This is a genomic window from Tabrizicola sp. YIM 78059 (assembly GCF_004959785.1).
Classification (GTDB): Bacteria; Pseudomonadota; Alphaproteobacteria; order Rhodobacterales; family Rhodobacteraceae; genus Tabrizicola; species Tabrizicola caldifontis.
Map to the genome: position 1 here is coordinate 266,191 of NZ_SJZH01000002.1, position 24,714 is coordinate 290,904.

General features: G+C 65.9%; 25 protein-coding genes. 18 read left to right on the plus strand and 7 right to left on the minus strand.

The window, feature by feature from the left end:
• Positions 1-10: 10 nt before the first annotated feature.
• Positions 11-1,033, plus strand: coding sequence for a murein transglycosylase A (locus EZM81_RS03965; RefSeq protein WP_136644849.1), 1,023 nt, complete (start codon positions 11-13; stop codon positions 1,031-1,033).
• Between the two features lie 4 nt (positions 1,034-1,037).
• Positions 1,038-1,625 (plus strand): Smr/MutS family protein, encoded by a 588-nt coding sequence (locus tag EZM81_RS03970; protein ID WP_135447759.1) that lies wholly within the window; start codon positions 1,038-1,040, stop codon positions 1,623-1,625.
• 5 nt (positions 1,626-1,630) lie between these two features.
• On the opposite strand, the gene EZM81_RS03975 is transcribed toward EZM81_RS03970, so the two are convergent.
• Entirely contained in the window at positions 1,631-2,731 is a 1,101-nt protein-coding gene (locus tag EZM81_RS03975) for an alpha/beta hydrolase (RefSeq protein ID WP_136644850.1), read from the minus strand.
• 51 nt (positions 2,732-2,782) lie between these two features.
• Positions 2,783-3,574 (minus strand): sugar phosphate isomerase/epimerase, encoded by a 792-nt coding sequence (locus tag EZM81_RS03980; protein ID WP_211195381.1) that lies wholly within the window; start codon positions 3,572-3,574, stop codon positions 2,783-2,785.
• Between the two features lie 217 nt (positions 3,575-3,791).
• Here EZM81_RS03980 and EZM81_RS03985 point away from each other — a divergent pair, with 217 nt between their 5' ends.
• From EZM81_RS03985 to EZM81_RS04045, 13 genes are all read left to right on the plus strand, one after another.
• A complete protein-coding gene (locus EZM81_RS03985; protein WP_135447753.1) occupies positions 3,792-4,829 on the plus strand; it encodes a rhamnose ABC transporter substrate-binding protein in 1,038 nt (345 codons plus the stop codon).
• A gap of 70 nt (positions 4,830-4,899) precedes the next feature.
• Positions 4,900-6,393, plus strand: coding sequence for a sugar ABC transporter ATP-binding protein (locus EZM81_RS03990; protein ID WP_136644852.1), 1,494 nt, complete (start codon positions 4,900-4,902; stop codon positions 6,391-6,393).
• The gene (locus EZM81_RS03995) at positions 6,393-7,382 is read left to right on the plus strand and encodes an ABC transporter permease (RefSeq protein ID WP_136644853.1); all 990 of its coding nucleotides are present in this window, start codon (positions 6,393-6,395) and stop codon (positions 7,380-7,382) included. The genes EZM81_RS03990 and EZM81_RS03995 overlap by 1 nt, the downstream gene beginning before the upstream one ends.
• A complete protein-coding gene (locus EZM81_RS04000; protein WP_135447746.1) occupies positions 7,379-8,332 on the plus strand; it encodes an ABC transporter permease in 954 nt (317 codons plus the stop codon). The genes EZM81_RS03995 and EZM81_RS04000 overlap by 4 nt, the downstream gene beginning before the upstream one ends.
• Positions 8,329-9,057 (plus strand): FadR/GntR family transcriptional regulator, encoded by a 729-nt coding sequence (locus tag EZM81_RS04005; RefSeq protein WP_136644854.1) that lies wholly within the window; start codon positions 8,329-8,331, stop codon positions 9,055-9,057. Before EZM81_RS04000 ends, EZM81_RS04005 begins: the two co-directional genes overlap by 4 nt.
• Complete coding sequence (locus EZM81_RS04010) at positions 9,050-10,093, plus strand: Gfo/Idh/MocA family protein (protein ID WP_136644855.1); 1,044 nt, start codon at positions 9,050-9,052, stop codon at positions 10,091-10,093. The genes EZM81_RS04005 and EZM81_RS04010 overlap by 8 nt, the downstream gene beginning before the upstream one ends.
• A complete protein-coding gene (locus EZM81_RS04015) occupies positions 10,093-10,857 on the plus strand; it encodes an acetoacetate decarboxylase (RefSeq protein WP_136644856.1) in 765 nt (254 codons plus the stop codon). Before EZM81_RS04010 ends, EZM81_RS04015 begins: the two co-directional genes overlap by 1 nt.
• Before the next feature lies 1 nt (position 10,858).
• Entirely contained in the window at positions 10,859-11,176 is a 318-nt protein-coding gene (locus tag EZM81_RS04020) for an L-rhamnose mutarotase (protein ID WP_135447738.1), read from the plus strand.
• On the plus strand, positions 11,173-11,916 hold the full coding sequence (locus EZM81_RS04025; RefSeq protein WP_136644857.1) for an SDR family NAD(P)-dependent oxidoreductase: 744 nt from the start codon (positions 11,173-11,175) through the stop codon (positions 11,914-11,916). Before EZM81_RS04020 ends, EZM81_RS04025 begins: the two co-directional genes overlap by 4 nt.
• Entirely contained in the window at positions 11,913-12,872 is a 960-nt protein-coding gene (locus tag EZM81_RS04030) for a C-terminal binding protein (protein ID WP_135447734.1), read from the plus strand. Before EZM81_RS04025 ends, EZM81_RS04030 begins: the two co-directional genes overlap by 4 nt.
• Positions 12,873-12,882: 10 nt before the next feature.
• Positions 12,883-13,719 (plus strand): fumarylacetoacetate hydrolase family protein, encoded by an 837-nt coding sequence (locus EZM81_RS04035; RefSeq protein ID WP_136644858.1) that lies wholly within the window; start codon positions 12,883-12,885, stop codon positions 13,717-13,719.
• Between the two features lies 1 nt (position 13,720).
• Positions 13,721-14,845, plus strand: coding sequence for a mandelate racemase/muconate lactonizing enzyme family protein (locus tag EZM81_RS04040; protein ID WP_169052298.1), 1,125 nt, complete (start codon positions 13,721-13,723; stop codon positions 14,843-14,845).
• Positions 14,842-15,606 (plus strand): SDR family NAD(P)-dependent oxidoreductase, encoded by a 765-nt coding sequence (locus tag EZM81_RS04045; protein ID WP_135447728.1) that lies wholly within the window; start codon positions 14,842-14,844, stop codon positions 15,604-15,606. The genes EZM81_RS04040 and EZM81_RS04045 overlap by 4 nt, the downstream gene beginning before the upstream one ends.
• Positions 15,607-15,647: 41 nt before the next feature.
• On the opposite strand, the gene EZM81_RS04050 is transcribed toward EZM81_RS04045, so the two are convergent.
• Genes EZM81_RS04050 through EZM81_RS04060 form a run of 3 tightly spaced genes read right to left on the minus strand, consistent with a single transcriptional unit; the run spans position 15,648 to position 18,422 of the window.
• Entirely contained in the window at positions 15,648-16,811 is a 1,164-nt protein-coding gene (locus tag EZM81_RS04050; RefSeq protein ID WP_136644860.1) for a TIGR03862 family flavoprotein, read from the minus strand.
• A 52-nt stretch (positions 16,812-16,863) separates the two neighbouring features.
• Entirely contained in the window at positions 16,864-17,808 is a 945-nt protein-coding gene (gene speB / locus EZM81_RS04055) for an agmatinase (RefSeq protein WP_136644861.1), read from the minus strand.
• Positions 17,805-18,422, minus strand: coding sequence for an enoyl-CoA hydratase/isomerase family protein (locus EZM81_RS04060; RefSeq protein ID WP_136644965.1), 618 nt, complete (start codon positions 18,420-18,422; stop codon positions 17,805-17,807). Before EZM81_RS04060 ends, speB begins: the two co-directional genes overlap by 4 nt.
• 81 nt (positions 18,423-18,503) lie before the next feature.
• Between EZM81_RS04060 and EZM81_RS04065 the strand changes: the two genes are divergently transcribed.
• The 3 genes from EZM81_RS04065 to EZM81_RS04075 all read left to right on the plus strand — a co-directional run bounded on the left by EZM81_RS04065 (position 18,504) and on the right by EZM81_RS04075 (position 22,242).
• On the plus strand, positions 18,504-20,039 hold the full coding sequence (locus tag EZM81_RS04065) for a DUF2125 domain-containing protein (protein ID WP_136644862.1): 1,536 nt from the start codon (positions 18,504-18,506) through the stop codon (positions 20,037-20,039).
• A gap of 78 nt (positions 20,040-20,117) precedes the next feature.
• The gene (locus EZM81_RS04070) at positions 20,118-21,461 is read left to right on the plus strand and encodes a TldD/PmbA family protein (RefSeq protein WP_136644863.1); all 1,344 of its coding nucleotides are present in this window, start codon (positions 20,118-20,120) and stop codon (positions 21,459-21,461) included.
• Positions 21,448-22,242 carry a 3'(2'),5'-bisphosphate nucleotidase CysQ gene (locus EZM81_RS04075; protein ID WP_136644864.1) on the plus strand — a complete coding sequence of 265 codons (795 nt, stop codon included), beginning with the start codon at positions 21,448-21,450 and terminating at the stop codon, positions 22,240-22,242. Before EZM81_RS04070 ends, EZM81_RS04075 begins: the two co-directional genes overlap by 14 nt.
• Positions 22,243-22,312: 70 nt before the next feature.
• Here the strand turns inward: EZM81_RS04075 and EZM81_RS04080 are convergent, their stop codons facing one another.
• Entirely contained in the window at positions 22,313-23,569 is a 1,257-nt protein-coding gene (locus EZM81_RS04080; RefSeq protein ID WP_135447716.1) for a DNA polymerase IV, read from the minus strand.
• 124 nt (positions 23,570-23,693) lie between these two features.
• Positions 23,694-24,659, minus strand: a complete 966-nt coding sequence (locus EZM81_RS04085) for an NAD(P)H-binding protein (protein ID WP_136644865.1) — start codon at positions 24,657-24,659, stop codon at positions 23,694-23,696.
• Positions 24,660-24,714 lie beyond the last annotated feature (55 nt).

Below are 24,714 nucleotides of genomic sequence, written 5' to 3' on the forward strand. Positions count from 1 at the left end.
TGCACCGGGGATGCGCGGATTTCTTCGCATCCTGGGGGTCATGGCGGCAATGACCGCAGGTCCGGCCCCGGCCGAGATGCTGGAGTTCGAGGCGCTTGACGGCTGGCATGATGACAACCACGCCGAGGCGTTGACAGCCTTCCTGCGTACCTGCGACCTGATCGATGCGCCGGACTGGCGCCCGATCTGCGCGGTGGCCGCCGATGTGCCGCAGGACGACACCTCTGCACGCAGCTTCTTCGAGCTTTTCTTCAGGCCGGTTGTGGTGGGCAGACCACCCGCCCTTTTCACCGGATATTTCGAGCCCGAACTTGAGGGGTCTCCGGTCCGCAGCGGGCGGTTCCAGTATCCCATCTATCGCCGCCCGCCAGAGCTGCGCGAGGGGATGGTGTATCATAGCCGCCAGGCCATCGAATCCGGCGCGCTTGCGGGTCGCGGGCTGGAGCTGGCCTGGCTGGACGATCCGGTGGATGTCTATTTCCTGCAGGTGCAGGGATCGGGCCGGATCCGCATGTCCGACGGGTCGGTGATCCGCGTGGGTTACGCGGGGTCGAATGGCCACGCCTACCGCTCGGTCGGGCAAGAGATGGTCCGGCGCGGCACGCACACGATGGATCAGGTCTCTGCCCCCGAAATCGCCAGTTATGTCCGCAGCAACCCGGGCGAAGGCAGGAATCTGCTGCACACCAATCCGTCCTACGTCTTTTTCCGCAAGATCGGGACGCTGGATCCGAAGGATGGACCGATCGGCGCAATGGGCCGGTCGATCACCACGCTGCGGTCAGTCGCCATCGACCCCAAGTTCACCCCCCTCGGCGCACCGGTCTGGATCGAGAAGGACGGACGTGCGCCGATCCGCCGCCTGATGGTGGCGCAGGACACCGGGGGGGCGATCAAGGGCATGCAGCGCGCCGACATCTTCTATGGAACCGGCCCCGCCGCCGGCGCGGCCGCCGGAACGGTGAAGGATCCGGGGCGCATGGTTCTGCTGCTGCCCATCGACCGGGCTTTCGCCATGCTGGAAGGCAACTGATCCCATGGCGCGGCGCCGCCAACTTTCGCCGGAGGAGGTCGAGCTCTGGCGCGCGGTTGCCCGGACGACGCGCCCGATGCACGGCCCCGACGCGCCGCGCCCACCCGAGGCAGATTCGCGTCCGGTGCCGGAGCCGCTGCACCCCGCACAGCCCCGGCTGCCACCCTTTACGCTGGGCGAAAAGGTCCGCGTTCCCGAACGGCGCGAACTGGCGCCCACCTTGCCCGAGTTGCTGGCGCAGGCGCCCTTGCAGATGGATGCCAGAACCCACGGCAAGATGCGGCGCGGCAAGCTTGCCCCCGAGGCCCGGATCGACCTGCATGGCCTGACGCTGGCAGAAGCGCACCCCGAGCTGATCCGCTTTGTCCTGAACGCCCATTCCCAGGGGCTGCGGCTGGTTCTTGTCATCACCGGGAAGGGCAAGCGCAGCGAGGATCTGGGCCCGATACCCCAGCGCATGGGCGCGCTTCGCCATCAGGTGCCGCACTGGCTGCGACTGCCGCCCCTGGGACCGGTGGTTCTGCAGGTCAGCGAAGCGCATCTGAAGCATGGGGGTGCGGGCGCCTATTATGTCTATCTGCGTCGGCGCTGACCGGCTTACTCTGCCGGATCGACAATGGCCTCGACCGGCGCAAGCACGACCTTTGTCGCGTTTTGCACCGTCAGGACCAGCCCTGGCAAAAGACCGATCCGCGACCGCGCATCTGCCTTGAATGCCTGATCAATGCCGATCAGCCCACCGAACAGGCTAAGCAGCGCCGGGTTCTGCCCCAGGTTCAGATGACCCGAGCCGGTGTTGTAGGCAGCGGTGTCCAGGTAGATCACCTTCAGATCGGCCAGTCGGGAAACATCGTCCAGCCGGCCCAGCCGGTCTGCCTCGCCGGCGATCAGGGCCGACAGGCCCAGCACCCGGTCGCGCGAGCTGCCAAAGATTACAAAGGGTTGCGGCAGACCCCCCATGTCGCGTGCCTGTGACCGGAACACGTCCACGTCTAGATCGGGCGAAATCAGGATGACCCCGGCAATGCGGCCCAGCGTGCGCGAATCCTTGCGGATGGCCATCTGGCGCAAGGTCTCCATCGTCAGGGCAGAGCCCATGGAATGAGCCACGATGACGATCTCGCGCGCACCGGCATCGGCGACCGAATCGAGCAGCTCCTCGAACCCGCTCCGGCTGAACATCGCCGATTCGCGGTCGTACACATAGCCAAGCGCCGAGCCGCGTGACGGCCAGGCAAAATGCACCCCCACCCCCGGCACCCTGAGGTCATGGTGCATCTGCGCCACCCGCAGCACGCTATCGGCCATGGTATTGTTGAAACCGTGGACATAGACCACGGCATCGGTCTGCCCCTGCCGCCCCATCGCCGCCGACAGCGCCGCACGAAACTCGCGCGCCGAGGCAAAGCGGGTCTCGTTCATCAGCAGGAAATGCCGTTTCGGATCGGGTTTCTGCCCTTGGCGCGGCCAGTCAAGCGAGCCCGGTTCGCGGTCGGTCGGGATCGAAAGATCGTAGCGGACGAAGCCGGTCGTGTCCGAACGAAGACGGGTAAAGCCTTCCGGTCCCGGCTGCCGCATGGTGCCCACGAAGATCGTCGTGGCAGGTTCCACCCCACCCCCGGCCGGGGCAGCGACAAAGGCAGCCCTTGGCGCGCAGGACATGAGGATGAAGACAAGCGCAATCAGTCGCAATGGCATGTCGTCACCCTGACCAGCCCTGCCGGCGCGGTCAAGGCGCGTGCGGACACACTAGGCGGCAACCCCCAGCGCGCGCAGATGATCGCGCATCCGGACCGTTTCGGTCAGCACATCGTCGAACAGGGTGTTCATGTAACCCTGATGCACATATTCCACCGCCAGCCAGCCGCGGTAGCCGGCATCGCGCAGCGTGCCGATCATGGCGGTGAAATCCAGAACCCCTTCGCCCCATTTTGCCTGCAGCGAACCGGGACGCGCCTGCCGCAGATGCACATGCCCCGCGTGCGGCGCCAACACGTCGATCTCGGCCTGACGGAAGCCCATGCAGACGAAATGCGCATAGTCCAGCGCCAGCTTCAGCCCCGGCACCTGGTCCAGCATCCGCAAGGTATCGGCGGGCGAGGCAAGCAGACCCCCGACATGCGGCTCGACCGTCAGGGTCACGCCGTGGCGCCGCGCCACCGCGAGAAGATCGCGCAACCCGGCTGCTGCCGCCTCGAAGGCCCCCGGGCCACTGATGCCCGGCAGCACGAAGATGGTCGGGCATCCTGCCGCCCTGGCAAAGCGGCAGACCGTCTCGAACTCTGCCGTGTTCCGCGCACGGGCAGCGGGATCGCTGACCGCATTTTCGGCGATGTCGCGCCCGAACAGCCAGTAGAGGTTGGAAACCGTCAGCCCGTCCAGATCGCCCGCCGCGGCCTCGGGCTCGGCCAGGATCTTCTGCCGGTCCAGGGCTGCCCCGTGCAGAAGGCCGATATCCATTGCGCGGAACCCCAGGGCTTCGGACACGCCCCGCGCCTCGGCCAGGGTGCAGGTCGGAAACGACCAGGATGTGATGGTCATGCGCATGTCTTCCCCCCGACTGGTCATGCCAATTCCGGAAAACTGACCGTAGACACGGCGCAAGACAAGCAGATTTTGCCGTTTCTGCCCCTGCCAAGCCGCGATGCAGCAACGAAATCGCTTGCTTTCCTGAAATTGGTCTGACCAATATTTCCCGCAACCGGAGCGGGGGGAGCCAGTCCGGTTCTGAAAAAAAACCACGGGAGGACGTCGTTTCATGAAACATCTGAAAGTTTCCACGCTTGCGCTTTGCGCATTGCTTGCAGCCCATGGCGCGCACGCGCAGGCTGTCACCGCCGACAAGGGCGGCAAGGTCAACATGGTGCTGCTGCCGAAGTTCCTTGGCATCCTGCCCTTCGATCAGGCCAACCGTGGTGCGGAAGAGGCCCATGCCGAACTGGGCAATACCGGCACGCTGCTATACACCGGGCCGACGCCCGAGAATTCGGTCGCCGGACAGATCGAGATCCTCACCACCGCCGGATCGCAGGGCCAGGATGTCGTGATGCTGTCGAACAATGCCGGTGATCAGATCGCCCCCGCGGCCGAGGCCGCGCAGGCCGCAGGCACCAAGGTCGTCACCTGGGACAGCCCTATCCCCAGCGGCAAAGGGGAATCGCTGTTCGTTGCGCAGGTCGATTTCGGATCCATCGGCGTTGTGATGGCCGACATGGCCCATTCGATCATGGGAGGCGAAGGCGAATTTGCCGTGCTCTCGGCCACCCCGGACGCCGCGAACCAGAACGCCTGGATCGCCGCCATGCAGGAGGCGTTGAAGGATCCGAAGTACGCCAACATGAAACTGGTGGATATCGTCTATGGCGACGACCAGTCCGAGGTCAGCTACAACCGCGCCCTTGCGCTGGTGGACAGCCATCCGAACCTGAAGCTGATCATGTCGCCTACCACCGTCGGCATTCAGGCCAGCGCGAAGGCGATGCAGGACGAAGGGCTTTGCGACCGGGTCAAGGTTTCAGGCCTGGGCCTGCCAGCCGAGATGGTCAGCTACACGCTGAACGGCTGCGCACCTGAGTTCGCTTTGTGGAGCTTTGTCGATCTGGGCTATCTGACCTACTACACGAGCTACATGCTGGCGACCGGAAAGATCAAGGGCGAGGTCGGCGAGACCTTCACCGCCGGCCGCATGGGTGACTACACGATCGAGGAAGATCCGGGCCGCCCGGGCGCAAAGCGCATCCTGATGGGGCCGTTCACCGTCTACACCAAGGACAACGTCGAGGCAGAGGCGAAGTAACGCCATTGCCCGATCACGGTCAGCCCCTTGCTCCCCGGGGGCTGACCGCCCTTGCCCGAAGGTTGCCGGAATGCCCCCTGTCCTTGAAATGCGCAACATCACGAAAAGCTTCGGCGGCACGGCTGCGCTGTCCGGCTTTTCCCTGGTGCTGAAGCCAGGGCGCATCCACGCCCTCGTTGGCGAGAACGGTGCCGGAAAATCCACCCTGATCAAGACGATGACCGGCATCCATCAGCCCGATTCCGGCGAGATCCTGGTCGATGGCCAGCCCGTCACGCTGCGGGGCACTGCTGCCGCCCAGCGTGCAGGCATAGCGGCGATCTATCAGGAGCCGATGGTCTTTCCCGACCTCTCGGTTGCCGAGAACATCTTCATCAGCCACCAGAACCGCCCGCAGCTGATCGACTGGTCGGCCCTGAACGACGAGGCCGCCGCAATGGTCGCCCGGCTTGGCGTCACGCTCGACCCCACGCGATCGGCGGCGGAACTGACACTGGCCGAACAGCAGACGGTAGAGATCGCGCGCGCGATCTCGCTGAATGTCCGCGTGCTGATCATGGACGAACCTTCCGCCTCGCTGTCGGAACACGAGGTGCAGCGTCTGTTCGGCATTGCCCGGTCCTTGCGCGATCAGGGGGTGGCCGTCCTTTACATCTCTCACCGTCTGGAAGAGATCTTCGCGCTGGCCGACACCGTCACCGTGATGCGCGACGGCCAGCATATCTCGACCCGGCCGGTGGACCAGGTGACCCAGGCCTCGATGATTGCGGAAATGGTCGGCCGCGACATGGCTGGCCGCTTCGCGCGCGCGCCGTCGAAGACGACGGGCGAGGTGCTTCTGAAGGTTTCTGACCTTTCCAGAAACGGCGTCTTCCGCAATGTCAGCTTCACCGTGAACAAGGGCGAGATCCTGTGCTTCTCGGGCCTCGTCGGGGCGCGGCGGACGGATGTGGCTCTGGCGCTGTTCGGCGTGGCCCCGGCCGATGGCGGCCGTGTCGAACTGGCCGGAAAGACCGTGACGATCACCAGCCCCGCCCAGGCAAAGGCGCTTGGTATCGCCTATGTCTCGGAAGACCGCCGGAAGCTGGGCCTTGCGCTGACCGAGGGCATAACCCCCAACCTGACCCTGCCGATGCTGCCGAAATACTCCGGCCCCTTTGGCTGGCTTGACCGGGTGCGGGAACTGGCGGATGCGCAAGCCTTCCGCGACAGGCTGAACATCAAGGCGGCCAACCTGACCGTTCCGGTCGGCACCCTTTCCGGCGGCAACCAGCAGAAGGTGATGCTGGCCAAGTGGCTGAACACCCGCCCCCGCCTGCTGATCGTGGACGAACCCACGCGCGGCATTGATGTCGGTGCCAAGGCCGAGGTGCACCAGATCCTGCGCAGCCTGGCGGCAGAGGGGGTTGCGATCATCATCATCTCGTCCGACCTGCCCGAGGTACTGTCGCTGGCCGACCGCATCATCGTGATGCGCGAAGGCCGGATCGTCGGTGAGTTCAAGGGCGAGGAAGCAACGGATGAGGCCGTCATGCACCTTGCCGTCGCGGCAGAGGTGGCCTGATGCGGGTTTCGCTTTCCACCCTTCGCATCCTGGTCCTGCTGGGCGTGTTCATCGCCACGGTCCTGTTCTTCGCCAGCCAGATCGACGGCTACATGAACGCCCGTCTGTTCAACCGGATCTCGGGGTCGGTCGCGGTGATCGCGCTGATCGCGGTCGGTCAGGCCTTCGTCGTGCTGACGCGCAACATCGACCTTTCCATCGGCTCGGTCGTGGGCTGCACCGCCTATTTCACCGGCGGTATCCTGATGGCATGGCCAGACCTGCCGCCGGTTCTGGTCCCGGTTCTGGCCATGGCCATCGGCGCGGCATTCGGGGCGTTCAACGGCTTCCTCGTGGCCCGCTTCCGGCTGCCATCCATCATCGTGACCCTGGCCACGCTGGCGATCTTCCGCTCGATTCTGGTGCAATCCTCCGACGGTTCATCCATCACCACCGATCGCCTGCCCGCCTGGCTGACCGAATTCGCCACCACGAACGCCTTCACTGTCGGAGATCTGCAAGTCCGCTGGATCGTGGTGATCTCGCTTCTTGTCGTGCTTACAGCGCATGTCTTCCTGACCCGGTTTCGCGCCGGGCGGACATTCTATGCCATCGGCTCCAACCCCGACGCGGCGGCCTTTGCGGGCCTCAATGCGGCCCGGACCATCTTCCTGGCATTCGTGATCTCCGGCGCCCTGGCTGGGCTGGCCGGTTTCCTGTTCCTTTCACGTTTCGGCAACATCACCGTGGTCGCGGGCCTGGGGCTGGAGCTGAAGTCGGTCGGCGCGGTCGTCGTTGGCGGGGTCAACATCTTCGGCGGGTCGGGTAATGTGCTGGGCGTGCTGATCGGGGCCGCGCTGATCGATCTGATCGACACCTCGCTGGTGCGTTGGGCGCTGGTGAGCGAATTCTGGCGCGAGGCGGTGCTTGGCCTTCTGATCCTTTTGGCGGTTGCCGCCGACACGGTTCTGATGCGCCGCCTTCTGCGCCGCAAAGGGGGTGCCGCATGACGTGGATGCGCAGCTGGGAAGGGTTTCTGTTTCTTGTCCTTGTCCTGATCTACGCGCTGAACGCCTGGACCTCGCCCGTCTTTCTGACGGTGGGCAACCAGATCAACATGGTCCAGCTTTCCGTCGAGAAGATCATCGTTGCCCTGGTGATGACCTTCGTCATCATCAACGGCGAGATCGACCTTTCGGTAGCCTCGGTCATGGGCCTCGCCGCCTGCGCATTCGGCTGGATGGTGCAGGCAGGCGTGCCGGGGGGCTGGGCCATCGTCATCGCGCTGGGCATCGGCCTGGCTTGCGGCGCGTTCAATGCGCTGTTCATCGTGGGCTTCGGCATCCCGTCGCTGGTCGTGACCCTGGCCACGATGATCGCCTTCCGGGGATTCGCCCGCGTGCTGGTGGAAGACCGCGGGATCAGCGGCTTTCCAGACTGGTTCAATGCGCTGGGCCAGAGGGGTCTGGTCGGGCCGGTGCCGCTGGCGATCATCATGTTCGCCGTGCTGGCGGTTCTGGCCTTCCTGATCCTGCAGCGCACAGCCTTTGGCCGTAAGGTCTATTTCATCGGTGCGAACCGGGCGGTGGCCGAATATTCCGGGCTGGACGTGCGTTCGGTCAAGATCAGGATCTTCATCGCCTCGGGAACCGTCTCGGCCCTGGCCGGCATCATGTTCGCCGCTCGGGTCGGTGCGATCCGGGGCGATATAGCACAGGGGTTCGAGCTGGACATCATCACCATGGTTCTTCTGGGCGGGGTCAGCATCTTCGGCGGCGCGGGCACCATGTCGGGTACGATCCTTGCTATCCTGATCGTTCTGGCCCTGCGCAACGGCATGGCGCTTCAGAACATCACCGGGCATATCCAGACCGGCGTTCTTGGCGTGCTGCTGATCCTGTCGGTGATGGTGCCGATCATCCGCGAAACCGGCAGCCGCCTGCTTGCGAGGGTGCGATGAAACAGCCACGACTTCATCTGGTGAAGACGCTGTCCGAACCGATCGGCAAGAAGGCCGTCAGCGAACTGGTCGTCCAGCGCATCCTTGATCTGGTCAAGGCGGGCCATCTGTCCGCCGGGGACAAGCTGCCGCCGGAACGCGACCTGGCAGAGCAGCTGGATGTCAGCCGCCCCACGGTGCGCGAGGCACTTCGTGCGCTGTCCATCCTGGGCGTCCTGGAAATCCGTCACGGCGGCGGCGTCTATGTCACGGCGCTGGATGCCGACGACCTCTTGTCGCCGATGGATTTCTTCGTCTCGCTCAACGCCCAGAACATGGCGGAACTCTTCGATGCCCGCATCCATTTCGAGCCGATGCTCGCGGGGCTGGCGGCCGAACGTCTGACCGACGCGGCCCTGGGCCGGCTGGCCGACCTGGTCGCCGCCCAGGTCGCCGATCCGGAGGACGCCGAGCTGTTCCACGACACCGATGTGGAATTTCACAAGACCATCCTCGAAGCCTCGGGCAACGACTTCCTGTCACGTTTCGGCAAGCTGTTGCAGCTGCTGGGCGATCAGGGGCGGCAGGCCTTCCAGAAGCGCAAGTCGATCCGCCAGCAGTCGATCGAGGATCACCAGGTGATCCTTGCCGCCCTGCAGGCCCGCGATCCCGCCGCCGCACAACGCGCGATGCGGCAGCACATGGTCAATGTCCGCAACGCATTAAGGGAGGTGACAGGTGCGTAAGGCGCGTATCGCAGTTCTCGGCGCCGGATGGTGGGGCGCGCATGTCTACATTCCCTCGCTGCTGGCCGATCCGACGGTCGATCTGGTGGCAGTGAACCGGCGCGACCCCGCGGCGCTGAAGGAAATCACCGACCGCTTCGGCATTGCGCGGGGCTACACCGATTATCGCGAGCTTCTGGCCACCGAGAAGCCCGATGGTGTTGTGATCGTTTCGCCGCACACCGTTCACCATGAACAGGCCATTGCCGCACTTGATGCCGGCGCGCATGTCCTGATCGACAAGCCGATGGCCACCAGCGCCGCGCAGGCGCGGGAAATCGTCTCTAAAGCGGCGGAAAACGGCCTTCAGATCATCATACCCTATGGCTGGAACTTCAAGGATTTCACGCGGCAGGCCGCCGATCTGATGCGGCAGGGGCGGATCGGCACCATCCGTCACGTCGTCTGCCAGATGGCCAGCCCGACCGAAGATCTGTTCGGTGGCGAGGGGCTGATCGAAACCCGTGACCACATGTTCCAGCCGCAGAAGGACACCTGGGCCGATCCGGCCAGGGCGGGGGGCTACGGCTGGGGGCAACTGTCGCATGCGCTGGGCCTGATGTATGCGCTGGTCGATCTGGCCCCGGTCGAGGTCATGGCGATGACCGGTCTCTCTCCGGCAGGGGTGGACTGGTATGATGCCGCCGTGGTGCGCCTGTCGAACGGGGCTACCGCCGCACTGTCGGGGTCTTCCACCGTGCCCAAGCACTGCGGCTATCAGCTCGACATCCGCATCTTCGGCTCGGACGGGATGCTGCTGATCGACGTCGAGCGCGAACGCATGGAGCTGCGCCGCAAGGACAGTCAGGACGTGGTGCTGGATGTGCCGAAGGGCGCCGGGGCCTATCAGTGCATCGAGCCGACCCAACGCCTGGCGCAGATCTGTCTCGGCACGGCGCAGCGCAACGAAGCCCCCGGTATCGTCGGCCAGCGTGCCGTGGAAACGCTGGATGCCATGTATCGCGCCGCCCGGTCCGGCAAGGTGGAGCAGGTCTGATGCCCCGCTGGCCGAACCGGACCGAGGACATCGTGAAAGGGGGCTTTTCAACCCCCCTTGACGCGCCGATGGTGCCGGCGTTCCCCTTCACCTTCCGGGGTTGCCAGATCCTGACGCTGGTCTATCGCACCGACATCGAGGCGATCCGCGCCCTGATGCCGGAACCGCTGGTCCCCACCGGGGCCGAGGTGATGATCCACATCTACCGGATGACCGACACCCAGTGGCTTGGCCCCTATCACGAGGTCAACGTCATGGTTGGCGCCGAACTGTCCGGCAGGGCTGTCGGCAGCTATTCGCCCTATCTCTTCCTGTCCTCAGACATCGGCGTGGCCCATGGGCGCGAGGTTCATGGCCAGCCGAAGAAGCTGGCCCGGCCCTGGCTCGATTTCCGGGGTGATCTGATTGTCGGCGGGATGGAGCGGAACGGGATCGACGTCCTGACCGGGACCATGCCCTACAAGCAGACTGCCGCCGATATCGGCCAGTTGCAAGCGATCTTCCCCTTTGCCACCAACCTGAACCTCAAGGCGGTGGACCATATCGACGGCACCCCGGCGATACGGCAGCTGACCAGCCGCAGCCTGGCCGATGTGACCATCCACGAATGCTGGCGCGGCCCCTGCACGGTCGAGCTTCGCCCCAATGCCCAGGCGCCGATCCATCGCCTGCCCGTCCGCGAGATGCTGGATGGCTTCTTCTGGGCCGCTGATTTCACCCTGGTCCCCGGCCAGATCATCCACGACTACCTGAAGGAGGCATGACATGGCATCCTATGCATGGGTTCTGGGCGTCCGCCCCGGCTGCGAAGAGGAGTACAAGCAGCGCCATGACGAGTTGTGGCCGGAAATGGACGCGACCTTGCGCAAGTCCGGGATCCGCAACTATCACATCTTCCGTCACGGCCTGACGCTGTTCGGCTATTTCGAGACCGACGACCTGCAGGCCACCATCGACTATCTGAAAAACGACCCGGTGAACGCGAAATGGTCGGAAAGCATGGCCCCGATCATGCAGATCGACATCAACCCGCGCACCGGATTCCCCTTCCTTCTTCCCAAGCAATGGAGCCTTGACCCGTGACCCTTTCAGGCAAGACCGCCCTTGTGACCGGCGGCAACCGCGGCATCGGGCTGGCCGTCGTGAAGGCGCTGGCCGAGGCTGGCGCAACCGTGCATTTCACGGCCCGCAGTGCCGCCAACATCGCCGCCGCCCGGCGAGAGCTTGGCGATCTTCCCGCCACCGGCCACCACGCCGACATGACCGACAGCGTTGCGATGACCACGGTGCTGGAACAGGGCTTCGACATCCTGGTGAACAACGCGGGCATCATCGGCCCGATCGGGCGCATCCTTGATGTCTCGCCCGAGGACTGGGCCCGCAACATCCAGACCAATCTGATCGCGGCCTTTCATGCAACGCAACTGGCCCTGCGCCACATGGTCGGCCAGGGTGGCGGCACCATCGTCAACCTGTCCTCCGGCGCAGCCCACCGGCCGATGGAAGGGTGGAGCGCCTACTGCGCGGGCAAGGCCGGGCTCGCCATGCTGACGCGGTCCGTGCATCTGGAATATGCCGGGCATGGCATCCGCGTCTTCGGATTCGCTCCTGGCGTGGTCGATACCGACATGCAGGGATCGATCCGTGCCTCGGGGATCAACCCGGTTTCGCAGATCCCGCGCGAGAATCTGGCCCCGGCTGACGAGCCGGCCCGCGCCATCGCCTGGCTGTGCACCCCGGCCGCCGACGCGCTGGCGGGGCAGGAACTGGACGTGCGCAACCCCGATCTGCGCAGGATGGTCGGCCTGAGGGCGCTGGAATGAAGCGCGTCGTCGTGACCGATGCCACCTTTCCCACCGTGGAAAAGGAAGAGGCAGCCGCCCGCGCCGCCGGCGCGATCCTTGAACGCCATGCCTGCAGGACAGCCGAAGAAGTCGCGGCAGCGGTCAGGGGCGCCGACGTGGTCGTGGTGCAGTTCGCACCACTGACCCGTGACGCCATCGCGGGACTGGCACCTGGTGCCACCGTCATCCGCTATGGCGTGGGCTACAACAACCTGGATGTGGCGGCGCTGAACGACCATGGCGTGAAGGCCGCCTATGTTCCCGACTACTGCACCGCCGAGGTCGCGGACCACACCGCCGCCTCGATCCTGGCACTGCTGCGCAAGCTGCCGGCGCTTGATGCCTCGGTTCGGCGCGGGGAATGGGCGGCGGTGGCCATCTCGAAACCGCTGAAAAGCTTCGGCGAGACGGTCGTTGGCTTCCTCGGCTTCGGCCGCATCGCACAGGAGGTGGCCAGCCGCCTTGCCCCCTTCGGTTTTCGGTTTCTGGCGCATGACCCCTATTTCAAGGGCGACTTCCCCGGTCTGACGTTGTGCGATCTGCCCACGCTTCTTGCGGGTTGCGATGCGCTTACCCTGCACGCGCCAGCCACCCCCGAAACCACCAGGATCATCAATGCCGCGACCCTGGCGCAGATGCGGGCAACCGCGATCCTGGTCAATACTGCCAGGGGCGATCTGATCGACGAGGCAGCACTTGCCGCAGCCCTGGCGGCCGGCACCCTTGCCGGAGCCGCGCTTGATGTGTTCCAGACCGAACCCCTGCCGGACGACAGTCCGCTGCGGCAGGCCCCGAACCTGCTGCTTGGTCCGCATGCCGCCTGGTATTCCGATGTGGCGGTGGAACGGCTACAAAGCCTTGTCGCAGATGAAATCACCCGCGCGCTGACCGGGCAGGGGGTGCGCAAGCCCGTGCCCGGCTCGACCGCAAACTGAAGGACGAACCATGAAACTTCTCCGCTACGGGCCGAAGGGGCAGGAAAAGCCCGGCCTCCTCGATGCCTCGGGCACGATCCGCGATCTTTCGGCCCATGTGGCCGACCTTTCCGGCGCTGTCCTGACCGATCTCGACCGGCTTAAGGCCATCGACCCGGCAACCCTGCCCAGGGTCGAGGGCTCGCCCCGCCTTGGCCCCTGCGTCGGTGGCACGGGCAAGTTCATCTGCATCGGTCTGAATTATGCCGATCACGCGGCCGAAAGCGGCCTTCAGGTTCCCCCGGAACCCGTGATCTTCATGAAGGCCACCTCGGCCATCTGCGGTCCGGACGACCCGATCCTCATCCCGCGGGGCAGCCAGAAGACCGACTGGGAGGTCGAGCTTGGCGTCGTCATCGGCAAGCCCGCCAAATACATTAGCGAAGACCGGGCCCTGTCGCATGTGGCCGGCTACTGCGTCATCAACGATGTCAGCGAACGCGCCTTCCAGACCGAACGCGCCGGCCAGTGGACCAAGGGCAAGTCCTGCGACAATTTCGGCCAGACCGGCCCCTGGCTGGTGACGCCCGATGAGGTGCCTGATCCGCAGAACCTTGGCATGTGGCTGAAGGTGAACGGTGAGACGATGCAGAACGGGTCCACCCGCACCATGGTCTATGGCGTCGCCCACATCATCGCCTATCTCAGCCAGTTCTTCACCCTGCATCCTGGCGACATAATCTCGACCGGCACGCCACCCGGCGTCGGGATGGGCATGAAGCCGCCGCGCTATCTGAAGGCCGGGGATGTGGTTGAGCTGGGGATCGAGGGTCTCGGCACCCAGAAGCAGACCTGCGTGCAGGATTGACATGACCATCCGCAGCGTTCAGGCCATTCCGGTTGCCTACCCCGAACCGAACGACCATTCCCGCCTGCGCTCTGTCTGCCTGGTGAAGATCACCACAGAGGACGGGGCCGTGGGCTGGGGCGAATGCTGCACCTATTTCCCCGAAGCTTCCCGCGCCGCCAGGGCCCTGGTCGAGGGGATGGCCGAACTGGTGGTGGGAAAGGACGAACTTCACAGCCATGCCATCTGGCTGGCCCTGAAGGAACACAGCTGGTGGTATGGCAACGGTGCCGGGATCGCATCGCTGGCGATTTCCGGCATCGACATCGCGCTGTGGGATCTGAAGGGAAAGGTGCTGGGCCGGTCGCTGCTTGATTTGCTGGGCGGCCCGGTCCGCACCCGTCTTCCTGCAATCGCCTCGATCCACGGGACCAAGGCCTCGATCCCCGAAATGGCCGATGACATAAGGGGCTACCTGTCGGGCGGAATGCAGGGCGTGAAGATCGGCTTCGGCAAGAAGGGCGATGCGCATCTTGGCTTCGATCACGCCCGCGATGTCGAATTCGTCCGAACCGTCCGCGCCGCGATCGGCGACAAGCGGCTGATGATCGATCTTGGCATCAAGAACTTCTGGGACGTGCCCACCGCCATCCAGCGGGCCCGCGCGTTCGAGGCCTACGACGTGCATTGGCTGGAAGAACCGCTTGGCGACCACGATCCCGAAGGTTACCGGGCGCTGCGCGCCGCTACCTCTCTCAGGCTCGCCTATGGCGAGAAGGAGTGGAACCACAAGGGAGTGGAGCGGATCGTGGAAACCGGCACCGTCGATGTGGTCGGCCTTGACCCCGGCCGGATCGAGGGCATCACCGGCTTCCTGAAAGCCGCCGAGATCTGCCACGCCCACCGCCGGCAGGCGAACGCCCACAACTTTTCCACCGCCATCGTTTCTGCCGCCAGCCAGGCGCTCAGCTTTGCCTGCCCCGCCTGCAAGGAGCTTGAACTGCAACCCGTCTATGGCCCCGCGCAGAAAGATCTGGTGGACAGGCCGGTCTGGCATACCGACGGCTGGATCAACCTGCCCGAGGGGCCCGGTCTGGGGATCGAGATCAACGAAGACCTTGTGCAATCGGCAAGGCTTGACCGATGAGCCACCTTGACTGGGGCCTTTCCGGAAAGACCGTCATCGTCACCGGTGCAACCGGCGCCATTGGCCGCGCGGTCGCCGAAGGTTTTGCCGAGGCGGGGTGCAGGGTGGCCGTGGTCGATCGCGACCAGATAGCCTGCGACTCCACCGCAAACGCCCTTGGCGGCGGGCACCGCGGCTATGGCACGGACCTGCGGCAGATCGGGCAGCTGCCGGCGCTGGTCGGGCGGATCGAAACCGATCTTGGCCTTGCTTCGGTCCTGGTCAACATCGCCGGGATCATCCTGCGCACGAATGACCTTTTCTCGGTCACCGAAGAAGACTGGGATGCCCAGCACGACATCAACCTGAAGGCACTGTTTTTCCTGACCCAGGCCTTCGCGAAGCGCCTGGCCGACACCGGAACGCCCGGGTCGGTCATCAACTATTCCTCGCAGGGGGCGCTGTCCGGCGGTCTTTCCGGGTCGGTTGTCTACAACGCGACCAAGGGTGCGATCACCACCATGACCCGTGGCATGGCCCGCAGCTGGGCACCTCTGGGTATCCGTGTCAACTCTGTCGCGCCGGGCCTGGTGGACACGCCGATGCTGAAGGTTCCCGGCCAGACCGAGGCCGACCGCGAGGCGATGATCCGGTCGATCCCCATGCAGCGGCTGGGCCTGCCCGAAGACCATGTCGGCGTGACTGTCTTTCTTGCCTCGGACATGGCGCGTTACATGACCGGGGCGATGATCAACGTCTCGGGCGGTCTGCTGATGTACTGACCAGGCAGCGCAGGCCGGGGCACGGATTGCCAGCCGTGATCTCAGGCCGTGGTGATCCTTGCCGCAGCTCGCTGGCCAGCCCAGCGCCCGCTGGCCCAGCAGGCGGTCAGCAGATAGCCGCCGGTCGGGGCTTCCCAATCCAGCATCTCCCCGCAGGCAAAGACCCCCGGCAGGGCGCGCAACTCCAGATCCGGCGTCAGCGCATCCCATCGCACGCCCCCCGCGACCGATATTGCCTCGTCCAGCGGGCGCGGGCCGGCCAGCGGCACCGGCAGCCGCTTCAGCCGGGCCAGCGGCGCGTCACGCGACCATTCCATCACCAGCGCCGCCTGCACCTTGCCAAGCCCCAGCTTGCGCAGGCGGTTCGCCGTGCTTTCAGCCGGTTTCATCCGGGCCAGGCGGGCTGCAACCTGGTCTTCCGTCAGGTCCGGCAGCAGGTCCAACGCAAGCGTCGCCCCCTCGCGCAGGTCGCGGCTGACGGCATAGATTCCGCCCCCCTCGATTCCGCGGGAGGAGATGACGAACTCTCCACGTTCGCGGCGGTCGCCGACCAGCAGCGCCACGCCTTTGACCGGCTGGCCGAAGAACGCGGCCATGCGTTGCGACCAGTCGATCCGGAAGCCCATGTTCGCGGGCTTCCAGTCGGAAATTGCCACGCCCTTTTCCCGCAGCCAGGGAACCCAGGCCCCGTCCGACCCCAGCCTCTGCCAGCTGGCCCCGCCCAGAGCCAGGACGGTTGCATCGGGTGTCAGCACGCGGTCGCCCTCGGGCGTGGCGAAGCGCAGCCCCGCAGCGGCAAACCCCGACCAGCGCCAGCGGGTGCGGATCTCGACCCGCAGCGAGACCAGCCTTTGCAGCCAGGCCCGCAACAGGGGAGAGGCCTTCATCGCCACGGGAAAGACGCGGCCGGACGATCCCGTGAAAATCTCCTGTCCCAGGTCGCGGCACCATTGCTGCACCTCGTCAGGGCCGAACCCGGCCAGAATCGGGCGCAGCTGCGGCGCATCGTAGCGGGATACGAAGGCTTCGCGCGGTTCGTCCCGGGTGACGTTCAGCCCCGATTTTCCGGCCATCAGGAACTTGCGCGCGACCGAGGGCCTGGCTTCGCAGACGATGGTCCGCACCCCGGCTTTCGCCAGCTCTTCCGCCGCCATCAGACCTGCGGGACCGGCGCCGACGACAAGGGCTTCAGCCAAGGGCGCCATCCTGCCGGTTCAGGGCCGGATGCGGCAGTGCTGCGGGGCGCGGCAATGCGGCCTACCTCCGGTTATGGGCGATCCGCCCGATGGTGTTCAGAAGGATCTGCGCCGCCAGGATGGCCGTGGTGCCGGTATGGTCGTAATCCGGGGCGACCTCGACCAGGTCGATGCCGATGATGTTGCCCTGTTTCGTCAGGCCGTCGATCAGCTCCAGCACCTCGTAATACAGGAACCCGCCGTGCGAGGGCGTGCCGGTGCCGGGGGCGATCGAGGGGTCGAAGCCGTCGATGTCGAGGGTCAGGTAATAGTCTACCCCCTTCGGAATGCGGGCCAGCGTGCCTTCGATGCCCAGCCTGCGCACCTGACGGACGGACAGGATGTCGTCGCCCATCGCGCGGGCCGCATCGTAGCCATCCTTCGCGGTGGAACTGACGTTGCGGATGCCAAGTGCGGTGATGCCTTTCACATGCGCCTGCTCGGCTGCGCGGCGCATCGGGTTGCCGTGGCCGTGGCGGACGCCGTGGCGCACATCGACAAAGTCCAGATGGGCGTCGATCTGGACGATGTGGATTGGGCGACCTTCGAAGGCGCGGATGCAGGGGATGTTGACCGAATGGTCGCCGCCCAGCACCACCGGCACTGCCCCGGCGGCCAGGATGGCGCGCACCCCCTTTTCGATGTTGGCGTGACTGGTCTCGGTATCCGTGTGGACGATATCGGCGTCGCCGATGTCGAGGATGCGAACACCTTCCAGATAGGTCACGTCATCCTCGTGGTCGTAGGCCCCCGAATGGCCGAAGGAAAACAGGGTCGAGGCTTCGCGGATCGCACGCGGCCCAAAGCGGGCGCCGGCGCGGAACTGGGTGCCGAAGTCGAACGGGGCGCCCAGCACTGCAAAGTCTGCTTCGATCCTTGACCAGTCAGGCTGGTAGGGATTCTTGCCGAAGGTCGAGATACCGACGAAGGGCAGGTTCAGGCGGCCGGTCTCGTAGGCGTTCGTCATGGGGTTCCCCCGTTGGTCATGCGTTTCAGGACGGCAACATGCACCGGATCGGCGGCCAGGGCCTGTTCGGCCAGCGACATTGCCGTGTCGATCAGCGCCTCGACGGCGCAGATGCCGTCGATCAGCCCCCAGGCCAGCGCCTCGTCGGTGCCGATCCTTTGCCCGGCCAGCAGCATCAGCTTGGCCCGGGATGGCCCGATCAGGGCGGCAAGCCGGGCCGGATCGGACGGCTGGGGCAGGTAGCCCAGCCGCATGACCGGGTAGAAGAACTGCGCCGACGGCACCGCGATGCGCAGGTCGCAGGCCAGTGCCATGCCCATCGCCCCACCTGCCAGCGTGCCGTTCAGTGCCGCAACCGTCAGACCGGAATAGCCGGCGATGGCAGAGGACAGGGCCTCCCATTCCGGGCTGGCGCCCAGGCCGGCCCGCATCCCGTCAAGGTCTGCCCCGGCGGAAAAGACCTTGCCCGCGCCGGTCAGGATCAGGGCATTGGTCCGGGCCGCCTCTACCGCCCGGCGCAGGTCGGCCAGCATGGCCCCGGTCAGAGCGTTTGCCTTCTCGGGCCGGTTCAGCCGGATCACCGTGCAATTGCGGATCTGCCCTGTCTCGATCATTGCCGTTCTGTCTGTCATTCCCGACCCGGCCTGCATGGCAGACTCCCTTGACGCGTCAGGAGGTGATAGAAAGGATGCCGCATGGAATTCAACCGGAAAGACCCTGCAATGACCCGGATGCTCGCCTCCTCGACCGCATTGGTGCTTTCTCTCTCCGCCACCGGAGCCCTGGCTGATGTCACGCCTGAACAGGTCTGGGAAAGCTGGCAGGCGCTTTATGCCGCAGGCGGACAGCAGATCACCGTCGGCAGCGCCACGCGCAATGGCGACACGCTGGAGGTGTCGGGCCTTGTCGTGACGCACAAGGACGAGCTTGGCGGCACCTATGCCGTCAGCATCGACAGGCTGGATTTCAGCGACAAGGGCGACGGCACGGTTGCGATCACCATGTCCGAAACACTTCCGATGCAACTTGCCTTTCCGGAAACGGACGATGGACCGTCGTCGATCAAGCTGACCATCTCGCAGCCGGGCGCCGTGATCACCGCCGGGGGCACCGTCGAGGCGACGAGATACGATTTCGATGCCCCGACCGTTTCCATCACCCTGGACGAGGTAAAGGACGAGGACGGCAAGGCGCTGGACACCGCGGCGACCATGGTCATGACCGAAGCCCGGGGCAGCTATCTGATGAGCCGTTCGGACGAGACGGTGGCGCTTGACAGCAATTTCACCATCAAGTCGATGGCCCTGGACCTTGCGGGAAGCAGCCCCGAGACATCGGGAAAAGGCACCTTCAAGATCTCGATTGCCGATCTGAAGGGCGCGACCAGGGGCAATTTCCTGGGCCCCGAGATCATGGCAAACATGGCCAAGGCCCTGAACAGCGGCTTCAGCACCGACTCGACCTTCTCGTTCGGACCCATGTCCATCGACCTTGACGTGACCGACAGCAATGGCCCGGTCAAGATGGCCGGCACCGCGACCGGGGGCGGCTTCGTCCTGGGGGTGGACAAGACGCGGGTGAATTACGGCACTTCGCTGACCGGGGCGAACTTCAGCCTGTCCGGGCCGGACATCCCGTTCCCGGAACTGACTTTCGGCTTCGGCGAGACCGCGTTCAACGTGCTGATGCCCGCGTCGAAATCCGATACTCCGCAGGACTTTGCCTTCCTGGCCAAGCTGGTGGACCTGACCGTCTCGGAAGATGTCTGGGGCCTGTTCGACCCGGCGGCGACGCTGTCGCGCGAACCGGCGACCTTCATTTTGGACACCAGGGGCACCGGGCGCTGGCTGGCTGACATCATGGACCCGGCCTTCCAATCCACCGGGACAGAGCCTCCGGGCCAGCTGAACTCGCTGGACCTGACGCAGTTTCTGGTCAAGGCGGCCGGGGCGCAGGTGGCGGCTACGGGTGGGCTGACCTTCGACAACAATGATCTCCAGACCTTCCAGGGCATGCCTGCACCCAGCGGCCAGATCAACGTTTCGATCACGGGCGTGCAGAAGTTGATCGACAACCTGATCGCAATGGGCCTTCTGCCCGACGACCAGGCCATGGGCGCACGCATGATGCTGGGCATGTTCACCCGTCCCGGCTCGGCACCGGACGAGGTGACAAGCCTTCTGGAATTCAAGGACGGCGGCTTCTTCGCCAACGGCCAGCGGCTGCAATAGGCGGGCGGGCCCAGGGGGGCGGTCTTGCACAGCGCCCCCCTTCGGACTACCTAGCCCGACATCATCCGGGACCGATCCATGACCCCCAGTCTTTCCGACCTGACGCAGGCCCTGCTTGACGCTGCACGCAAGGCCGGGGCCGACAGCGCCGATGCGCTGGCGGTGTCCGGCACGGCGCTGTCGATCGAAATCCGCAAGGGCGCGCTGGAACAGGCAGAGCGGTCGGAGGGCGTGGAAATCGGCCTGCGCGTGCTGATGGGCAGGCGGCAGGCTTGCGTTTCGGCTTCGGATACCTCTCCGGCCACGATTCTGGCCCTGGCCGAACGCGCCGTGGCGATGGCCCGCGAGGCCCCGGAGGATCAGACTGTCGGCCTTGCCGACCCCTCGCAACTGGCGCAGGACTGGAACCTTGCCGCGCTGGATCTGGCCGACCCCGCCCCGGAACCCGGCCCCGCGGCCCTGGAAGAGCAGGCCCGCGCTGTCGAGGCCGCGGCCCTTGGCGCAAATGGCATCACCCAGGTCGAAGCCGCCGCCGCCTTTAGCCGCCGCGCGCTGCATCTGGCGGCGACGAATGGCTTTTCGGGGGGCTACGGGCGCACTTCGGTCTCGCTTTCCGCGGTGGCGTTTACCGGCGCGGGCACCGACATGCAGCGCGACTATGCCGGGGAGTCGCGTGTCTATCTGTCCGACATGCCGGATGCCGACAGCATCGGCCGGCTTGCCGCCGAACGCGCCTTGCAGCGCGTGGGGTCGGTGAAGCCGAAGACCGGCACCTATCCGGTGCTTTACGACGAACGGGTTGCGGCATCGCTGGTCAGCCACCTTCTGTCGGCGATCAACGGCACGGCGATCGCGCGCGGATCCAGCTGGGCGCGCGACCTTCTTGGCCAACGGATCCTGCCCGCCGGGATTTCCCTGATCGAAGACCCGCACCGCCCGCGCATTTCCGCCTCGCGCCCGTTCGATGGCGAGGGGCTGGCGACCCGCCGCCGCGCGATCGTGGACGATGGTGTGCTGACCGGCTGGGTGCTGGACCTTTCGACGGGGCGCAAGCTGGGCATGCCGTCCACGGCCAACGCCTCGCGCGGGGTCTCGGCGCCACCATCGCCTTCGACCACCAACATCGACCTGACGCAGGGTCAGGTCAGCCGTGACGACCTTCTGGCACAGATGGGCACCGGGCTTTGGGTCACCTCGATGATCGGATCGACGATCAACCCGACGACGGGCGACTATTCGCGCGGCGCGGCGGGGTTCTGGGTGGAAAACGGCCGGATCAGCCATCCGGTCCACGAGTGCACCATCGCGGGCAACCTGCGCGACATGCTGCGCCGCATCATCCCGGCGAACGATGCGCGGCCCCATCTTTCGACGCGCGTGCCCTCGATTCTCATCGACGGGATGACCATTGCCGGCGCGTGACCTGGCCCTGTTGACCGAAGCCGCGCGCGAGGCCGGGCGCATCGCGCTGCGCTACTGGCGCCGCGATCCGAAGGTCTGGGACAAGGGCGGCGAGCATGGCCCCGTCTCGGAGGCCGATCTGGCGGTGAACGACATGCTGAAGCTGGTCCTTCAGTCGGCGCGTCCCGATTACGGCTGGCTGTCCGAAGAGACGCCCGATGACCCTGCCCGGCTGGAGTGCGAAAGTGTCTTCATCATCGACCCGATCGACGGCACACGCGCCTTCATTGCCGGGGAGGAAACCTTCTCCCATTCCCTTGCGGTGGCCCGTCAGGGCCGGGTGACGGCGGCGGTCGTATTCCTGCCGGCGCTTGACAGGATCTATACCGCGTCCGAATCGGCGCCAGCCCTGCGGGATGGCCAGCCGATGGCGGCCAGCCGTCGTGACCGGCTGGAGGGGGCCGACATCCTGACCACCAAGGCCAACATGGCGCCCGAGAAATGGCCCGGAGGCGTGCCCGAGATCTTCCGCCACTTCCGCGCTTCGCTGGCCTGGCGCCTGTGCCTGGCGGCAGAGGGACGCTTCGACGGGATGCTGACCCTGCGCCCTGCCTGGGAATGGGACATCGCGGCGGGCAGCCTGATCGCGGAACGGGCCGGTGCCGTGGTGACAGATGCCAGGGGCGCTGCGCTGCGCTTCAATACGGCCAGCGCCCGCGCCGACGGCGTGCTGGCCCTGCCCCCTGCGTTGCACGCCGAAGCGCTGCGCAGGCTTGGTGCCGGACCCGCCGCTGGTCGATGAGTTCGTCAGGCCTTGCAGGGGTTGCGACGACCAGAGAACGAACCCGCCAGAGAAAGCCGTTTCGCTGACCCTATCGCAGGGCGCGCCCCTTGATGATCGCCTCTGCCCCGAATCTGGCCCGGATCGCATCGGTGGCGCGCTCGGCTGCGGCGCGGCGGCGCGCCTCGGGGTCGAGCAGGTCACCCGACAGGTCGGCGACGGCCTCGGGAGCAAGGTCCGAAATCCCCACGCCGATCAGCCGGAACGGTCCCCGGGTGCCGGCATGGTCGAAAAGATCGCGCGCTGCGCGATAGATGCGATCTGCCAGCTGGGTCGGGTCCGGCAGCGCATGGCGCCGGGTGACAAGCTGGAAGTCGCCGCGCTTCAGCTTCAGCGTCACGGTGCGCCCCGCCAGCCGTTTCGCTTTGGCGCGGTCGGCCACCTGTTCGGCCAGCCGCCACAGATGGCCGTCCAGCAAATCCGGGTCCGAAGTATCCTCGACGAAGGTTGTTTCCTTGGAAATCGACTTCGGCCGTTCATCGCGGTTCACCCGGCGGGTGTCGATACCCTGCGCCAGATGCCAGAGCCGGTCGCCCATCGCCCCGAAGCGCGCGGTCAGATCAGACCTTTCCCAGCGCAGAAGGTCTGCGATGGTGCGGATGCCGGCCTGTTCCAGCGCCGCCTGTGTCGCCGTGCCCACGCCCCAGATGATGCGCACGGGCTTTGGGCGCAGGAAGGACCCGGTTTCCGCCTTGCCGATCACCGAGAAGCCCCGCGGCTTGTCAAGGTCGGAGGCGACCTTTGCCAGGAACTTGTTGTGCGACAGGCCGATCGAGCCGGTAAGGCCCAGCTCTTCCTCCATCCGTTTCGTCAGCCGGGCCAGCAGCACCGCTGGCGGCGCGCCGTGCAGGCGTTCGGTGCCCGATAGGTCGAGGAAGGCCTCGTCCAGCGACAGGGGCTCGATGGCGGGGGTCAGTTCCTCCATCATCGCGCGGATGGCGCGGGAGGCTTCGGCATAGGCGGCGAAGCGGGGCTTCACCACCACCGCCTCGGGGCAAAGCTTCAGCGCCTGGAACATCGGCATGGCGGAGCGCACGCCCCGGATCCGCGCGATGTAGCAGCAGGTCGAGACGACGCCCCGGCTGCCGCCGCCCACGATCACCGGCTGGTCGCGCAAGGCCGGGTTGTCGCGCTTTTCGACGGCAGCATAGAAGGCGTCGCAATCCATGTGGGCGATGGAAAGCCGGGTCAGTTCGTCATGTGCCACCATTCGCGGGGAACGGCAGGCAGGGCAGCGCGCAGGCGTTGCGTCAGTCAGGGTCAGGCAGTCGCGGCACAGGCTGGGCATGGCGGCAAGGCTAGCACTGTGTCAGCTGCCACGCATCTGGTCGATGAAACTGCGCGCCGAGGCAACGCAGCCGCGCATCCGATTGCCGTGCTTGCCGCGAAACGCCCGCTGGCACCGGCAGCCTTCAGAATACGGCATGCGCCCCACGGTCATCGGCGACCTCGCCCCGCAGCATTGCGGCATAGTGGTCCTCCAGACGATCGACGCCGAATTCCGGCGTTGCTTCGGCGTCATAGCGCGCGCCATCCCAGACCAGCATCGATTCGGTCGCATAGTAGCGGCCGATCCGGGCCAGCTGGGCCTTGGCCCGCAGCTTCGGCGCAACGAGGCCCGCGAAGGACAGACCCCGGATGATCCAGTCCATCATCGCGACAGGCACATGCCGGATGCGGACGGGACGGTCGAGAAGCCGTTCCAGGATCGCGGCCTGGTCAAGCGGCGTCAGCGCCGGACCGGGGCCGCCGACCGGCAGGATGCGGTTCCGCTTTGCCGGGTCGGTCAGGCAGAGTGCAAGATAGCGCCCGAGGTCGGAATCCGAGATCGGCTTGCAGGCGGTCAGCCTTCCGTCACCGAAAACCACGAAGGCCCGGCCGGCCTTCACGCGCGGCACCTGTCCTGAAAGCGACTTGAAATAGGCCGTGGGCCGGATGATCGACCAGTCGATCGGCGCCGCCTGCAATTCCGCCTCGAAGGCCAGCTTCGCATGCTGGAATTCCAGCAAGGGCTTTTGGACGCAGATCGCCGACAACAGCACGAACTGCCGCACGCCTTCGGCCAGTGCAGCCCGCAGGGCAGCGGAATGCGCCGCGTGGTCCACCGCCCAGGCATCGCGCGGCTCGCCGGTCCGGCTGGCCAGACACGAGACCACCGCTGCCGGCCTGACAATGCGCATGGCGTCCCGCACCGCCTGCAAATCGGTTGCGGATCCTTCGATCAGCCGGCAGCCTGCCAGAGCGGCCGCATCTGCCCCCTGACGGACCAGTGTCGTCACCTCGAACCCGGCGTTGAGCAATGCCCGCGCGGTGGCCCGTCCGATGGTTCCCGTTCCGCCCAGCAGAAAAACGTCGCGCTGCCCATCGGCCTTGCCCATTTCGTCCCCCGTTCAGGCTGCGGTTGACTGTAGACCCGGTGTCCGGTTCCGGCAA

Coding starts and splice junctions, on each gene's coding strand:
- EZM81_RS03965 (WP_136644849.1), top strand. CDS start 11: ATGCGCGGATTTCTTCGCATCCTGGGGGTCATGGCGGCAATGACCGCA.
- EZM81_RS03970 (WP_135447759.1), top strand. CDS start 1,038: ATGGCGCGGCGCCGCCAACTTTCGCCGGAGGAGGTCGAGCTCTGGCGC.
- EZM81_RS03975 (WP_136644850.1), bottom strand. CDS start 2,731: ATGCCATTGCGACTGATTGCGCTTGTCTTCATCCTCATGTCCTGCGCG.
- EZM81_RS03980 (WP_211195381.1), bottom strand. CDS start 3,574: ATGACCATCACATCCTGGTCGTTTCCGACCTGCACCCTGGCCGAGGCG.
- EZM81_RS03985 (WP_135447753.1), top strand. CDS start 3,792: ATGAAACATCTGAAAGTTTCCACGCTTGCGCTTTGCGCATTGCTTGCA.
- EZM81_RS03990 (WP_136644852.1), top strand. CDS start 4,900: ATGCCCCCTGTCCTTGAAATGCGCAACATCACGAAAAGCTTCGGCGGC.
- EZM81_RS03995 (WP_136644853.1), top strand. CDS start 6,393: ATGCGGGTTTCGCTTTCCACCCTTCGCATCCTGGTCCTGCTGGGCGTG.
- EZM81_RS04000 (WP_135447746.1), top strand. CDS start 7,379: ATGACGTGGATGCGCAGCTGGGAAGGGTTTCTGTTTCTTGTCCTTGTC.
- EZM81_RS04005 (WP_136644854.1), top strand. CDS start 8,329: ATGAAACAGCCACGACTTCATCTGGTGAAGACGCTGTCCGAACCGATC.
- EZM81_RS04015 (WP_136644856.1), top strand. CDS start 10,093: ATGCCCCGCTGGCCGAACCGGACCGAGGACATCGTGAAAGGGGGCTTT.
- EZM81_RS04020 (WP_135447738.1), top strand. CDS start 10,859: ATGGCATCCTATGCATGGGTTCTGGGCGTCCGCCCCGGCTGCGAAGAG.
- EZM81_RS04030 (WP_135447734.1), top strand. CDS start 11,913: ATGAAGCGCGTCGTCGTGACCGATGCCACCTTTCCCACCGTGGAAAAG.
- EZM81_RS04035 (WP_136644858.1), top strand. CDS start 12,883: ATGAAACTTCTCCGCTACGGGCCGAAGGGGCAGGAAAAGCCCGGCCTC.
- EZM81_RS04040 (WP_169052298.1), top strand. CDS start 13,721: ATGACCATCCGCAGCGTTCAGGCCATTCCGGTTGCCTACCCCGAACCG.
- EZM81_RS04045 (WP_135447728.1), top strand. CDS start 14,842: ATGAGCCACCTTGACTGGGGCCTTTCCGGAAAGACCGTCATCGTCACC.
- EZM81_RS04050 (WP_136644860.1), bottom strand. CDS start 16,811: ATGGCGCCCTTGGCTGAAGCCCTTGTCGTCGGCGCCGGTCCCGCAGGT.
- speB (WP_136644861.1), bottom strand. CDS start 17,808: ATGACGAACGCCTACGAGACCGGCCGCCTGAACCTGCCCTTCGTCGGT.
- EZM81_RS04060 (WP_136644965.1), bottom strand. CDS start 18,422: ATGATCGAGACAGGGCAGATCCGCAATTGCACGGTGATCCGGCTGAAC.
- EZM81_RS04065 (WP_136644862.1), top strand. CDS start 18,504: ATGGAATTCAACCGGAAAGACCCTGCAATGACCCGGATGCTCGCCTCC.
- EZM81_RS04070 (WP_136644863.1), top strand. CDS start 20,118: ATGACCCCCAGTCTTTCCGACCTGACGCAGGCCCTGCTTGACGCTGCA.
- EZM81_RS04080 (WP_135447716.1), bottom strand. CDS start 23,569: ATGCCCAGCCTGTGCCGCGACTGCCTGACCCTGACTGACGCAACGCCT.
- EZM81_RS04085 (WP_136644865.1), bottom strand. CDS start 24,659: ATGGGCAAGGCCGATGGGCAGCGCGACGTTTTTCTGCTGGGCGGAACG.